Raw genomic sequence first — 13,920 nt, forward strand, 5'->3', positions numbered from 1 at the left:
CAGCTCTTTTCTGCGACGGCGACTCAGGCGCGCTCGAGGCTCACGGCGCCGAAGACGGCACCAAGCGCGGCGGTTTCAGGGCAACCGGCGCTGACGCGCACGGTGTCGGCAGCCAGCGTCGCGTCGATGGCGACCGGCAGCACGACGGCGCCCTCGCCCTGCTTGACGCGGACCTTGCCACCGGCCTGCACGCCCAGCCGGGCGGCCAGCGCGGTGCCGATGGCCACGCGCGGGCGGCCGGCATCGGTGGTCGCCTGCAGCGAGGGCGCGCGGCGCACGATCGAATCGGTGGCGTACAGCGGCACGTCGGCGATGCGCTGCAGGCCGGCCGGCGCCGCAGCGAGCTGCGGCGTGGCGCTGCTGGCGTTGGACAGGCGCGCCGACACCTTGGCGGCATCGTTCAGGCCCGCCGCGGCACGCACGTCCTCGACCGTTTCCTGCGCGAAGCCGTTCAGGCCCAGCAGGTTGCCCAACACGCGCAGCACCTTCCAGCCCGGACGGGTGTCGCCCAGCGGACGCACCACGCCGTGGAAGGACTGTACGCGGCCCTCGGCGTTGACGAAGCTGCCGCCCGTCTCGGTGAACGGCGCGACCGGCAGGATCACGTCGGCGAACTCGACATTGGCCTGGAAGGGGCTGAAGGCGACGACCATCTCGGCCGCGGCCAGCGCCTTGGCGGCCTGCGCGGCGTTGGCCGCGTCCAGCACCGGCTCGGTGTTGAACAGCAGGTAGGCCTTGAGCGGCTTGGCCAGCATCTCGCCGGCGTTCAGGCCACCCTGGCCCGGCAGCGCGCCGACCAGCTGGGCGCCGACGCTGTTGCCGGCGTCACCCAGGAAGCCGCAGGACGCGCCGGTCTGCGCAGCGATCCAGTTGGCGATGGACAGCAGCTCGGCCGCCTGCGGGTGGGCGGACGCCGCCTGACCCAGCAGCACCGCGCCCTTCGAGCCCGACAGCAGCGCCTCGGCGATGGCCTGGGCCTGCTCGCCCGGCTGCACCGCCAGCGGTGCGGTCACGCCCTTGGCCGTGGCCACCGCAGCGGCGACTTCGATCAGCACCGACAGCCATTGCGACGGCGCCGCGACGATCTCGGCACCCACCGGCAGCGCCCAGTCCTCGGCCTGCGCACCGACACGCATGATCTGCGCGCCGTGGCGGGCCGCCTGGCGCAGACGCTGCGCGAACAGCGGGTGATCCTTGCGCAGGAAGGAGCCGATGACCAGCGCACGGTCGACCGACGACAGCTCGGCGATCGGCAGGCCCAGCCAGCGCACCGCGCCGGCTTCCGTGCGGAAGTCGCTCTGGCGCAGGCGGTGGTCGACGTTCTGGCTGCCCAGGCCGCGCACCAGCTCGCCCAGCAGGAAGAGCTCCTCGCTGGTGCTGGTGGCCGAGGCCAGCGCACCGATCGTGGCGGCGCCGTGCTGCGACTTGATGTTCTTCAGGCCGTTGGCGACATATTCCAGCGCGACCGTCCAGTCGACGGTCTTCCACTGGCCGCCCTGCTTGACCATCGGCTGGGTCAGGCGGGCCTCGCCGTTCAGGGCCTCGTAGCTGAAGCGGTCGCGGTCGGCGATCCAGCATTCGTTGACGGCCTCGTTCTCGTACGGAACGACGCGCAGCACCTTGTGGTTCTTGACCTGCACGATCAGGTTGGCACCCGTCGAGTCATGCGGGCTGACGCTCTTGCGACGCGACAGCTCCCAGGTGCGGGCCGAGTAGCGGAAGGGCTTGCTGGTGAGCGCGCCGACCGGGCAGATGTCGATCATGTTGCCCGACAGCTCGGAGTCGACGGTGCCGTTGACGAAGGTGGTGATCTCCGAGTGCTCGCCCCGGTTGACCATGCCCAGCTCCATCTGGCCGGCGATCTCCTGGCCGAAGCGCACGCAGCGGGTGCACTGGATGCAGCGGCTCATCTCCTCCATCGAGATCAGCGGGCCGACTTCCTTGTGGAAGACGACGCGCTTCTCTTCCTCGTAGCGCGAGGCGCCCTTGCCGTAGCCGACCGCCATGTCCTGGAGCTGGCATTCGCCGCCCTGGTCGCAGATCGGGCAGTCCAGCGGGTGGTTGATGAGGAGGAACTCCATCACCGACTGCTGGGCCTTGATCGCCTTGTCGCTCTTGGTGCGCACGATCATGCCCTGCGTCACCGGGGTGGCGCAGGCGGGCATCGGCTTCGGAGCCTTCTCCACGTCGACCAGGCACATGCGGCAGTTCGCCGCGATCGAGAGCTTCTTGTGATAGCAGAAGTGCGGGATCAGCGTGCCGGCCTTCTCGGCCGCATGCATGACCATGCTGCCTTCGGCCACTTCCACCTTCTTGCCGTCGAGTTCGATTTCAACCATGTTCGTCTGCCCCGATCAGATGTACGCCGGGACCATGCAGGTCTTGTGTTCGATGTGGTGGGCAAACTCGGCACGGAAGTGCTTGAGCATGCCGCGCACCGGCATCGCGGCGGCGTCACCGAGCGCGCAGATCGTGCGGCCCATGATGTTCTCGGCCACGTTGTCGAGCAGCGCCAGATCGTCCGGGCGGCCATGGCCGTGCTCGATGCGCTCGACCATCTTGTACAGCCAGCCGGTGCCTTCGCGGCACGGCGTGCACTGGCCGCAGGACTCGTGCGCGTAGAAGTACGACAGGCGCAGCAGGCTCTTGACCATGCAGCGGGTCTCGTCCATCACGATGACCGCGCCCGAGCCCAGCATCGAGCCGGCCTTGCTGATGGAGTCATAGTCCATCGTGCAGGCCATCATGATGTCGGCCGGCAGCACCGGCGAGGACGAGCCGCCCGGGATCACCGCCTTGAGCTTCCTGCCGCCCTTGACGCCACCCGCCAGTTCCAGCAGCTTGCTGAAGGGCGTGCCCATCGGGATCTCGTAGTTGCCCGGACGCTGCACGTCGCCGACCATCGAGAAGATCTTCGTGCCGCCGTTGTTCGGCTTGCCGCACTCGAGGTAGGCCTGGCCGCCGTTGCGGATGATCCAGGGCACCGCCGCGAAGGTCTCGGTGTTGTTGATCGTCGTCGGCTTGCCGTAGACGCCGAAGCTGGCCGGGAACGGCGGCTTGAAGCGCGGCTGGCCCTTCTTGCCCTCGATCGACTCGATCAGCGCGGTCTCTTCGCCGCAGATGTAGGCGCCGAAGCCGTGGTGCGCGTGCAGCTGGAAGCTGTGGCTCGAGCCCAGGATGTTGTTGCCCAGGTAGCCGGCCGCGCGGGCCTCTTCCAGGGCTTCCTCGAAGCGCTCGTAGACCTCGAAGATCTCGCCGTGCACGTAGTTGTAGCCGACCGAGATGCCCATCGCGTAGGCCGCGATGATCATGCCCTCGATGACGATGTGCGGGTTGTACCGCATGATGTCGCGGTCCTTGCAGGTCCCCGGCTCACCTTCGTCGGTGTTGCAGACCAGGTACTTCTGCACCGGCAGCGCGCGCGGCATGAAGCTCCACTTCAGGCCGGTCGGGAAGCCCGCACCGCCGCGGCCGCGCAGGCCGGAGGCCTTGACCTCGGCGATGACCTGGTCCTGGGTCAGGCCGGCGCCGCCGTCCTTGGCCAGGATCTTCTTCAGCGCCTGGTAGCCACCGCGCGCCTCGTAGTCCTTCAGGCGCCAGTTCGTGCCGTCCAGACCCGCGTAGATCTGCGGGTTGATGTGGCGGTCGTGGAAACAGGTTTCCAGGCCGGTGGCCTGGAACTTCGAGAGATCGAGCGAGAGCGTCATGGGCCTGTCCACTCCGTTCAGTTCTTCTTGCCGGCCGCGGCGGCGGGCTTGGCGCTGGCGCGCAGCACCTTCACCAGCTCCTTCAGGCGGTCGTCGCTCATGTAGCTGAGCATCTGGCGGTCATTGACCAGCATCACCGGCGCATCGGCGCAGGCGCCCAGGCACTCGCACTTCTGCACGGTGAACACGCCGTCCGGCGTGGTGCCGCCGTCCTCGACGCCGAGCTCCTTGCACAGCTTCTCCAGCGCCTTCTGGCCGTCGCGCAGCTGGCACGGCAGGTTGGTGCAGACGTTCAGCTTGAACTGCCCGACCGGCCGCTGGTTGTACATGTTGTAGAAGGTCGTGACCTCGCGCACCGCGATCGGGGCCATGCCCAGATAGTCGGCGATGGCCTTCTCGGCCTCCGGCGAGACCCAGCCCTGCTCCTGCTGGGCGATCGACAGACACGCCATCACGGCCGACTGCTTCTGGTCGGCCGGGTACTTGGCAACTTCGCGCGCGAACCGCGCCAGGGTGGCTTCACTGAACATGGATGATTCTCAGCGGTCTTCAGCGGTCTTCAGTGATCGTCCAGCTCAGCGGTCGATCTCGCCGAACACGACGTCCATCGTGCCGATGATGGCGACCGCGTCGGCGATCATGTGGCCGCGCGACATCTCGTCGAGCGCTGCCAGATGCACGTAGCCGGGCGGGCGGATCTTCATGCGGTAGGGCTTGTTGGCCCCGTCGCTGATCAGGTAGATGCCGAACTCGCCCTTCGGGTGCTCGACCGCCGCGTAGGCCTCGCCCTCGGGGACGTGGAAGCCTTCGGAGAAGAGCTTGAAGTGGTGGATCAGCTCCTCCATCGAGGTCTTCATCTCGACGCGCGAGGGCGGCGCCACCTTGTGGTTGTCGGTGATGACCGGGCCGGGGTTCTTGCGCAGCCAGTCGACGCACTGCTGGATGATGCGGTTGCTTTGCCGCATTTCCTCGACGCGAACCAGGTAGCGGTCGTAGGTGTCTCCGTTCACGCCCACCGGGATGTCGAACTGCATGCGGTCGTAGACATCGTAGGGCTGCGTCTTGCGCAGATCCCAGGCGATGCCCGAGCCGCGCAGCATCGCGCCCGTCAGGCCCAGGTTGAGCGCACGCTCCGGCGTGACGACGCCGATGCCGACGGTGCGCTGCTTCCAGATGCGGTTGTCGGTCAGCAGCGTCTCGTACTCGTCGACCAGCTTCGGGAAGCGCTTGACGAAGTCCTCGATGAAGTCCAGCAGCGAGCCCTGGCGGTTCTCGTTGAGCTGGGCCATCGCCTTGGCGTTGCGGATCTTGCTGTGCTTGTACTGCGGCATCGAGTCCGGCAGGTCGCGGTAGACGCCGCCCGGACGGAAATAGGCCGCATGCATGCGCGCGCCCGACACCGCCTCGTACATGTCGAAGAGGTCCTCGCGCTCGCGGAAGCAGTAGATCAGCATGTTCATCGCGCCGCAGTCCATGCCGTGGCAGCCCAGCCACAGCAGATGGTTCAGCAGGCGGGTGATCTCGCTGAACATCACGCGGATGTACTGCGCGCGCTCCGGCACCTCGATGCCGAGCAGCTTCTCGATCGCCAGGCAGTACGCATGCTCGTTGCACATCATCGACACGTAGTCGAGACGGTCCATGTACGGCAGCGACTGGATGAAGGTCTTGTGTTCGGCCAGCTTCTCGGTGGCGCGGTGCAGCAGACCGATGTGCGGGTCCGCACGCTGGATGACTTCGCCGTCGAGCTCCAGCACCAGGCGCAGCACGCCGTGGGCCGCCGGGTGCTGCGGACCGAAGTTCAGGGTGTAGTTCTTGATCTCAGCCATGGCTCATCAAACCTCTGGTGCCGCGCCGCTCAGTGCAGACCGCCGTAGTTGTCTTCGCGGATGACGCGCGGAGTGATCTCGCGCGGCTCGATCGTCACCGGCTGGTAGATCACGCGCTTCTGCTCGGGGTCGTAGCGCATCTCGACATGGCCGGTGACCGGGAAGTCCTTGCGCATCGGATGGCCGATGAAACCGTAGTCGGTCAGGATGCGGCGCAGGTCTTCATGACCTTCGAAGACGATGCCGTACAGGTCGAAGGCCTCGCGCTCGAACCAGTTGGCGGCCGTCCACAGCGGCGTGACCGCGGCCACGACCGGAAAGTCGTCGTCGGTCGCGAACACCTTGATGCGCAGGCGCCAGTTCTTGCTGACCGACAGCAGGTGCGAGACCACCGCATAGCGCAGGCCGTCGTATTCGCCATCGCGGTAGGTGCTGTAGTCCACGCCGCAGAGGTCGATCAGCATCTCGAACGACAGGTCCGGATGGTCGCGCAGCGTCTTGCAGACGCCGAAGTAGTCGGCGGCCTTCACGGTGATCGTGATCTCGCCGCGTGCGCGCACGATCTTCGAGACACGCTCGCCGAGGATGCGCTCGAGCGCCGCCTGCAGGGTATCGAGTTTCTGGGTCATGTCGTCCTCCCGGCGTTTCAGCGCGCGATGGTGTTCTCGCGACGGATCTTGGCCTGCAGCTGCAGGATGCCGTAGAGCAGGGCCTCGGCGGTCGGCGGGCAGCCCGGGACGTAGACGTCGACCGGCACGACCCGGTCGCAGCCGCGCACGACCGAATAGCTGTAGTGGTAGTAGCCGCCGCCGTTGGCGCAGGACCCCATCGACAGCACCCAGCGCGGTTCGGCCATCTGGTCGTAGACCTTGCGCAGCGCCGGCGCCATCTTGTTGCACAGCGTGCCGGCGACGATCATCAGGTCGGACTGCCGCGGACTCGGCCGGAACAGCATGCCGAAGCGGTCGATGTCGTAGCGGGACGCACCCGCATGCATCATCTCGACCGCGCAGCACGCCAGACCGAAGGTCATCGGCCAGAGGGAACCAGTCTTCGACCAGTTGATCAGAGCATCGACACTCGTCGTGACGAAGCCTTCTTTCAAAACGCCTTCAATGCCCATCGTGTTCTTCCGTGGCTCTTGCGGTGATCGGTTTTCCGGTGCGGAGCGATCATTCCCAGTCGAGGGCGCCCTTCTTCCACTCGTAGGCAAACCCGACGACCAGGATGCCGAGGAAGATCATCATCGCCCAGAAACCTGTCGCACCGATTTCACGCAGCGACACCGCCCAGGGGAACAGGAACGCGATCTCGAGATCGAACAGGATGAAGAGAATGGCGACGAGGTAGTAGCGCACGTCGAACTTCATGCGCGCGTCCTCGAAGGCCTCGAAACCGCACTCGTAGGGGGAGTTCTTGGCCGGGTCCGGCCGGTGCGGACCCAGCAGCGCACCCAGGACCTGGGGCGCGACGCCGACACCGACGCCGACGAGGATGAACATAATGACGGGGAGGTATTGTTCCAGGTTCATGTCGGTCGGCTCGCCAGATCCTCGTACGGCAAAAATAAAGCGCGCTGCCATGGAAGACACCGGAGTGTCCTACCGAATGTTCAGCGCGCCCACCTGTTCCCTGTGCCTTGCCAGGGCGCCGGATCGATCACCGTATGAGAAATCGATCCACGTGTCACTTGATCTCTGGTGCCGTCGGCGAGACTCGAACTCGCACAGCTTTCGCCACTACCCCCTCAAGATAGCGTGTCTACCAATTTCACCACGACGGCATCGGGTTGTTGATCGTCTCTCTCGATCTCGGCAGGTTGGCTCACATCATTGCGAATCAAACTCTGCCGGCTTCTGTCGCTGATCTGCTTGAGGTTTGCTCGTCAGCACAGACATGAATTCTAACGTGACCCAGGGTTTATCTCAAGCCTTTCTGTCACTTGAAGCGTGACGATCGCCGCGCTGTATCGAATCCACAACTTCAGTGAATCCGGGCGCACCCGATCGTCACGCCGCAGCGTTGCGTCAGCGCGACGCTGCCTCGGCCGAGGCGGCCGGAGCGACCAGGCCCGGGATCTGTGCAGCCGCCGAAGCCGCAGCCGGAGCGCTGGCCGCCGCCGGAGCGGCGGCGCGGTCCAGGATGCTGCCCTCGTTGCCGCTCGAACGCAGGTTGCCGAAATAGGCCAGCGCCAGCGTGCACACGAAGAACACGGTCGCCGCCACCGCCGTCGATCTCGACAGGAAGTTGGCGCTGCCGGTCGCACCGAACAGGCTGCCGGAGGCGCCGCCGCCGAACGACGCGCCCATGTCGGCCCCCTTGCCGTGCTGCACCAGCACCAGACCGATCATCGCCACCGCCGCCACCATCTGCAGCAGCAGCACGAGATTCATCAACACTTGCATCGAGAAGACTCCGAGAAAGACCGCTGCCTGCGCCCTGCGCGCAGGATCAGCCTGCGGCGCGCGCGATGGCGACGAAATCCGCCGCCTTCAGCGCTGCACCGCCGATCAGGCCGCCATCGATGTCGGCCTGAGAAAAGAGGATCGTGGCGTTGTCCGGCTTGACGCTGCCGCCGTAGAGCAGCTTCATCTCGGCGGCACGCGAGGTCGCGGCCGCCAGCTGGGCACGCAGCACGGCGTGGACGGCCTGTGCCTGCTCGGGCGTGGCGGTGCGGCCGGTGCCGATCGCCCAGACCGGCTCGTAGGCGACGACGATCTCGCCGATGCACTGGCCCAGCGTGTGGATCACCGCCGAGAGCTGGCGCTTGACGACCGCCTCGGTCTCGCCGGCCTCGCGCTGCTCGAGCGTCTCGCCGACGCAGACGATCGGGGTCAGGCCCTTGGAGAGCGCGGCCTGGGCCTTGTCGGCGACCTGCTGGTCGGTCTCGCCATGGTAGGCGCGACGCTCCGAGTGGCCGACGATCGCGTAGCGGCAGCCGAACTCCTGCAGCATCGCCGCCGAGACCTCGCCGGTGTAGGCGCCCTGCGCGTGCGCCGAGACATCCTGCGCGCCCCAGGCCACGCCGCTGTTGGCCAGCGTCACCGCGACTTCGGACAGGTAGGGGAACGGCGCGCAGACCGCCACATCGGCGGCCGCGAACGGACGCGCGGCCAGGATGCCCTGCAGCAGCTCGGCGTTGGCGGCATGGCTGCCGTGCATCTTCCAGTTGCCCACCACCAGTTTGCGACGTGTCGTCATCTTCAGTCCCTATCGATATCGAGTTGAGAAATCCGGAATGCGTCAGGCCGGGAGCGCGTCCCAGCGCAGCACGATCTTGCCGACATGCTGGTTCGACTCCATCAGCGCATGGGCAGCGGCGGCCTCGGCCGCCGGCATCACCGCATGAATGACCGGGTGGATGCGGCGCGAGGCCAGCAGCGGCCAGACCTGCTGGCGCAGCGCCGCGGCGATCCCGCCCTTGAAGGCGACCGAGCGCGGACGCAGCGTGGAGCCGGTCACCGTCAGCCGACGGCGCAGCACCAGGCCGGCGTCGAGCTGCGCCTTCGTGCCGCCCTGCACCGCGATGATGACCAGGCGACCGTCCTCGGCCAGGCAGGCCACCTCGCGCGCGACGTAGTCGCCCGCGACCATGTCGAGGATCACGTCGACGCCGCGCCCGTCCGTCAGGCGCAGCGCCTCGGCCTGGAAGTCGGCCGTGCGGTAGTTGATCGCATGGTCGGCGCCCAGCGCCAGGCAGGCCTGGCACTTGTCGTCGCTGCCGGCGGTGGCGATGACCGTGGCCCCGAAGGCCTTGGCCAGCTGGATCGCGGTCACGCCGATGCCGCTGGTGCCGCCCTGGACCAGGAAGGTCTCGCCGGGCTGCAGCCCGCCGCGCATGAAGACGTTCGACCAGACGGTGAAGAAGGTCTCCGGCAGGCTGGCCGCCTCCAGGTCGGACAGGCCGTCCGGCACCGGCAGGCACTGCACCGCCGGCGTCACGCACAGCTCGGCATAGCCGCCGCCCGGCGTCAGCGCGCACACGCGCTGGCCGATCGACAGGCCGGCCGCGGCCATCGCGGCGGCGTCGCCGTCCACGATGACGCCGGCCACCTCCAGACCCGGCAGGTCGGAGGCGCCCGGCGGCGGCGGATACGCGCCCTTGCGCTGCAGCACGTCCGGCCGGTTGACGCCGCTGGCGGCCACGCGGATCAGCACCTCACCCGCGCCCGGCACCGGGTCGGGGCGCAGGCCCTGCACCAGCACCTCGGGGGCGCCGGGGCGCGTGATCTCGATGGCCTTCATCGCGTCATCCTCCGTGCGTTCGGCTGCGGCGCCTCAGGCCCGCATCACTGCTGCTGTTGCTGCTGTTGCTGCTGTTGCTGCTCGGCCGGCGCATCGGCGGCGCCCGGCGCGGCACCCTGCTCGCCGCGCGGCGGACGCTCGGCGCGGTCACCACGGTCGCCACGATCAGCGCGGTCGCCACGGTCACGGCGCGGACCGCGATCGCCACGCTCCGGACGGTCGCCGTACTCGCGGCGCGGACGCTCGAAGCGCGGCTCGTCCTCCATGCCTTCCGGACGCTCGAGCAGCGCCTTCATCGACAGCTTGATGCGGCCCTTCTCGTCGGTCTCGAGCACCTTGACCTTGACGATCTGGCCTTCGGTCAGGAAGTCGGTGACCTTCTCGACGCGCTGGTGGGCGATCTGGCTGATGTGCAGCAGGCCGTCCTTGCCCGGCAGGATGTTGATCAGCGCACCGAAGTCCAGGATCTTGGTGACCGGGCCTTCGTAGACCTTGCCGATCTCGGCCTCGGCGGTGATGTCGGCGATGCGCTTCTTGGCCAGCTCGGCCTTCTCGGCATCGGTCGAGGCGATGGTGATGGTGCCGTCTTCGCCGATGTCGATCTGGCAGCCGGTCTCCTCGCACAGGCCGCGGATGACCGAGCCGCCCTTGCCGATGACGTCGCGGATCTTCTCCGGATTGATCTTCATCGTGTAGAGGCGGGGCGCGAACTCGGACACCTCGGTGTTGGCGCCGGACACGGCCTCGGTCATCTTGCCCAGGATGTGCAGACGCGCTTCCTTGGCCTGCGCCAGCGCGACCTGCATGATCTCCTTGGTGATGCCCTGGATCTTGATGTCCATCTGCAGGGCGGTGACGCCCGCGGTCGTGCCGGCCACCTTGAAGTCCATGTCGCCCAGGTGATCCTCGTCACCCAGGATGTCGGTCAGCACCGCGAAGCGGTTGCCTTCCTTGATCAGGCCCATGGCGATGCCGGCGACGTGCGCCTTCATCGGCACGCCGGCGTCCATCATCGCCAGGCAGCCGCCGCAGACGGAGGCCATCGACGACGAGCCGTTCGACTCGGTGATCTCCGAGACGACGCGGATGGTGTAGGCGAAGTCTTCCTTGTTCGGCAGCAGCGGCACCAGGGCACGCTTGGCCAGACGACCGTGGCCGGTCTCGCGGCGCTTGGTCGAGCCCATGCGGCCCACTTCGCCGGTGGCGAACGGGGGCATGTTGTAGTGGAACAGGAACTTGTCCTGGAACTCGCCGGCCAGCGCGTCGATGCGCTGCGCGTCCTGGTCGGTGCCCAGGGTGGCGACGACCAGCGCCTGCGTCTCGCCGCGGGTGAACAGCGCCGAGCCGTGGGTGCGCGGCAGCACGCCGGTGCGGATCTCGATCGGGCGCACGGTGCGGGTGTCGCGGCCGTCGATGCGCGGCTCGCCGGCCAGGATCTGGCCACGGACGGTCTTGGCTTCCAGCTCGAACAGCAGGTTGTCGACCTCGACGCCGTCGAACTCGACGCCCGCCTCGGCCAGCGCGGCCTTGGTCTCGGCGTAGGCGGTGCGGCAGGCCTGGGTGCGGGCCTGCTTGGAGCGGATCTGGTAGGCCGCCTGGATCTTGGCCAGACCGAATTCCTCGACCTTGGCGATCAGCGGCTCGTTCTTGGTCGGCGGCGTCCACAGGCCGGCCTCGACCCAGTCGGGCTTGCCGGCGTCACGCACCAGCTCGTTGATCGCGGCGATGGCGACGCGGGCCTGCTCGTGACCGAAGCTCACGCCGCCCAGCATCACCTCTTCCGACAGCTGGTCGGCCTCGGACTCGACCATCAGCACGGCCGCTTCGGTGCCGGCGACGACCAGGTCCAGCTTGGAGGACTTCAGCTGCGTCGGGCCGGGGTTCAGCACGTACTCGCCGTTGACATAGCCCACGCGCGCGGCGCCGACCGGGCCGTTGAACGGAATGCCCGAGATGGCCAGCGCGGCCGACGAGCCGATCAGCGCGGCGATGTCGGCCGGGGCTTCCGGGTTCAGCGACAGCAGGTGGATGACCACGTGCACGTCGTTGTAGAAGCCTTCCGGGAACAGCGGGCGCAGCGGGCGGTCGATCAGGCGGCTGGTCAGCACTTCCAGCTCGGAGGGCTTGGCCTCGCGCTTGAAGAAGCTGCCCGGGATCTTGCCGGCGGCGTAGGCCTTCTCGATGTAGTCGACGGTCAGCGGGAAGAAGTCCTGGCCCGGCTTGGCGCTCTTGGCGCCGACGACGGTGGCCAGCACCACGGTGCCGTCGATGTCGACGACGACCGCGCCGGAGGCCTGGCGCGAGATCTCGCCGGTCTCGAGGCGAACGGTGTTCTGGCCCCACTGGAAGGTCTTGGTGATCTTGTTGAACAGGCTCATGGATGGATGCTCCGTGTGTTCGTCCCGGTCACCGCGGCTGGGATGCCATTCCACCGGGACCGCCAGCCGCTGGCGCGACCCCGGTGGAATGACACAGCAGCGCCCACGCGCGACCGAAAGGGAGGAAGAGGAATTCAGAAAGACAAAGAGCCTGTGCTGGCCGATCCAGACAGGCTCTTCGCATGCATGCGCAGATTACTTGCGCAGGCCCAGCTTCTGGATCAGCGCGACGTAGCGGTCGGCGTCCTTGGCCTTCAGGTAGTCCAGCAGCTTGCGGCGGCGGCTGACCATGCGCAGCAGGCCGCGACGACCGTGGTGGTCCTTCTTGTTGGCCTTGAAGTGCGGGGTCAGGTGGTTGATGCGCGCGGTCAGCAGCGCGACCTGGACTTCAGGAGAACCGGTGTCGGCGACGCCACGGGCGTTGGAGGCGACGATCTCGGCCTTGTTGATCTCGGACATGTGCGTTTCCTTCGGTTCCGGATTGATGGTTTGACTTGCGGTCGCGAATGGAACCGATCCGCGCCGTGTGGTCCCCGCCAGTCTGGAACCGGCGAAGCCCGCCATTATAGCGTCAAGGCACGCGCGAGCCGATCGACCCCGGCCAGCAGCCGCTGCGGCTGGCGTGACGCGAAGCACCATCTCAGCCAGCCTTCACCCTCCGCCCCGAAGGCCGAGCCCGGCGCCAGGCCCAGTCCGTGCTCGGCGACCAGGCGGCGCGCCAGCGCCAGCGAGTCGGGCTCGCCCTCGATGCGCAGGAAGGCATACATCGCCCCCTCGGGCCGGGCGACCTCGACGCGCGGCAGCGCCTGCAGCGCGTCGACCAGCGTGTCGCGGCACAGCCGCAGCCGCGACTGCAGCGCCGGCACCGCCTCGGGCGCGGCCGCCAGCGCCGCCAGCCCGGCGCGCTGCACGAAGACCGGGGCGCAGGAGGTGTTGAACTCGATCAGCTTGGCGACGTGCGGCATCAGCGCCTCGGGCGCGATCAGGCTGCCCAGGCGCCAGCCGGTCATCAGGAAGCTCTTCGAGAAGCTGTGGATGACGATAAGCCGGTCGTCGGGCGCGGCGATGTCGAGAAAGCTCGGCGCGCACAGCCGCGCCGCCTCGGTCGAGCCAGCGGGCGGCGGATCCTGCGGGTAGTAGAGCCGCTCGTAGACCTCGTCGGCGACGATCCAGGTGCCGGTGCGGCGGCAGTGCGCCAGCAGCGTCTGCTGATCGGCCCGGCTCATCGTCCAGCCGGTCGGGTTGTTCGGCGCGTTGACGATCAGCACCCGCGTGGCCGGCGTGACGGCGGCGAGCAATTCGTCCAGATCGAGCGACCAGACGCCGCCCGCGCCCGGCCGCAGGCTCACCCGGCGCACCCGCGCGCCCAGGATCGCCGGCTGCGCGGCCAGATTGGGCCAGACCGGCACGACCACCACCACCTCGTCGCCGGCCTCGACCAGCGCCTGCTGCGCCAGCATCAGCGCGCTGACGCCCGACGACGTCACCGCGACCCGCTCCGGCCCGATCGGCGCCGGCGGCGCGTGCAGCCGCGAGACCTGCGCGGCCAGCGCCGAGCGCAGCTCCGGCAGGCCGAGGTTGGGCGAGTAGAAGGTCTCGCCGGCCTCGATCGAGGTGACGGCGGCGTCGCGCACCGCCATCGGCGTGATCTCGTCGCTCTCGCCGAACCAGAAGGCCAGCACGTCGCTGCGGCCCATCGCCGCGTCGGCGACCTCGCGGATGCGCGAGGCGGGAAGGTCGGCGATCAGCGCGCGCATCAGG

13 protein-coding genes and 1 tRNA gene are annotated in these 13,920 nt (G+C 68.0%); all 14 read right to left on the bottom strand.

Features of this window, described 5'->3' with window-relative positions:
• Positions 1–23: 23 nt before the first annotated feature.
• Positions 24–2,339: an NADH-quinone oxidoreductase subunit NuoG gene (nuoG, locus tag HNQ01_RS20250; RefSeq protein WP_173807327.1), complete on the bottom strand. Its 2,316-nt coding sequence runs from the start codon at positions 2,337–2,339 to the stop codon at positions 24–26.
• A gap of 15 nt (positions 2,340–2,354) precedes the next feature.
• Complete coding sequence (gene nuoF / locus HNQ01_RS20255; RefSeq protein WP_173807328.1) at positions 2,355–3,707, bottom strand: NADH-quinone oxidoreductase subunit NuoF; 1,353 nt, start codon at positions 3,705–3,707, stop codon at positions 2,355–2,357.
• A gap of 17 nt (positions 3,708–3,724) precedes the next feature.
• Complete coding sequence (gene nuoE / locus HNQ01_RS20260) at positions 3,725–4,237, bottom strand: NADH-quinone oxidoreductase subunit NuoE (protein ID WP_173807329.1); 513 nt, start codon at positions 4,235–4,237, stop codon at positions 3,725–3,727.
• 45 nt (positions 4,238–4,282) lie between these two features.
• Complete coding sequence (locus HNQ01_RS20265; RefSeq protein WP_173807330.1) at positions 4,283–5,536, bottom strand: NADH-quinone oxidoreductase subunit D; 1,254 nt, start codon at positions 5,534–5,536, stop codon at positions 4,283–4,285.
• Positions 5,537–5,565: 29 nt separating this feature from the next.
• Positions 5,566–6,165, bottom strand: coding sequence for an NADH-quinone oxidoreductase subunit C (locus HNQ01_RS20270; RefSeq protein WP_173807331.1), 600 nt, complete (start codon positions 6,163–6,165; stop codon positions 5,566–5,568).
• A 17-nt stretch (positions 6,166–6,182) separates the two neighbouring features.
• Positions 6,183–6,659, bottom strand: coding sequence for a NuoB/complex I 20 kDa subunit family protein (locus HNQ01_RS20275; RefSeq protein ID WP_037482740.1), 477 nt, complete (start codon positions 6,657–6,659; stop codon positions 6,183–6,185).
• 49 nt (positions 6,660–6,708) lie between these two features.
• Positions 6,709–7,068: an NADH-quinone oxidoreductase subunit A gene (locus tag HNQ01_RS20280; RefSeq protein WP_173807332.1), complete on the bottom strand. Its 360-nt coding sequence runs from the start codon at positions 7,066–7,068 to the stop codon at positions 6,709–6,711.
• Positions 7,069–7,234: 166 nt separating this feature from the next.
• Positions 7,235–7,319: transfer RNA gene (locus HNQ01_RS20285), tRNA-Leu, on the bottom strand.
• Positions 7,320–7,563: 244 nt separating this feature from the next.
• Positions 7,564–7,941 carry a preprotein translocase subunit SecG gene (gene secG, locus HNQ01_RS20290; protein ID WP_173807333.1) on the bottom strand — a complete coding sequence of 126 codons (378 nt, stop codon included), beginning with the start codon at positions 7,939–7,941 and terminating at the stop codon, positions 7,564–7,566.
• A 46-nt stretch (positions 7,942–7,987) separates the two neighbouring features.
• Positions 7,988–8,737: a triose-phosphate isomerase gene (tpiA, locus tag HNQ01_RS20295; protein ID WP_173807334.1), complete on the bottom strand. Its 750-nt coding sequence runs from the start codon at positions 8,735–8,737 to the stop codon at positions 7,988–7,990.
• Between the two features lie 42 nt (positions 8,738–8,779).
• Positions 8,780–9,781 carry an NAD(P)H-quinone oxidoreductase gene (locus HNQ01_RS20300; RefSeq protein WP_173807335.1) on the bottom strand — a complete coding sequence of 334 codons (1,002 nt, stop codon included), beginning with the start codon at positions 9,779–9,781 and terminating at the stop codon, positions 8,780–8,782.
• Positions 9,782–9,825: 44 nt separating this feature from the next.
• Positions 9,826–12,159, bottom strand: coding sequence for a polyribonucleotide nucleotidyltransferase (gene pnp, locus HNQ01_RS20305; RefSeq protein WP_173807336.1), 2,334 nt, complete (start codon positions 12,157–12,159; stop codon positions 9,826–9,828).
• Between the two features lie 195 nt (positions 12,160–12,354).
• A complete protein-coding gene (gene rpsO / locus HNQ01_RS20310) occupies positions 12,355–12,618 on the bottom strand; it encodes a 30S ribosomal protein S15 (protein ID WP_173807337.1) in 264 nt (87 codons plus the stop codon).
• 104 nt (positions 12,619–12,722) lie between these two features.
• A complete protein-coding gene (locus HNQ01_RS20315; RefSeq protein WP_173807338.1) occupies positions 12,723–13,916 on the bottom strand; it encodes a pyridoxal phosphate-dependent aminotransferase in 1,194 nt (397 codons plus the stop codon).
• Positions 13,917–13,920: the final 4 nt, after the last annotated feature.

Origin of the sequence: Sphaerotilus uruguayifluvii (assembly GCF_013294065.1) — a bacterium.
In the GTDB taxonomy this organism is placed as follows: Bacteria; Pseudomonadota; Gammaproteobacteria; order Burkholderiales; family Burkholderiaceae_C; genus Sphaerotilus; species Sphaerotilus uruguayifluvii.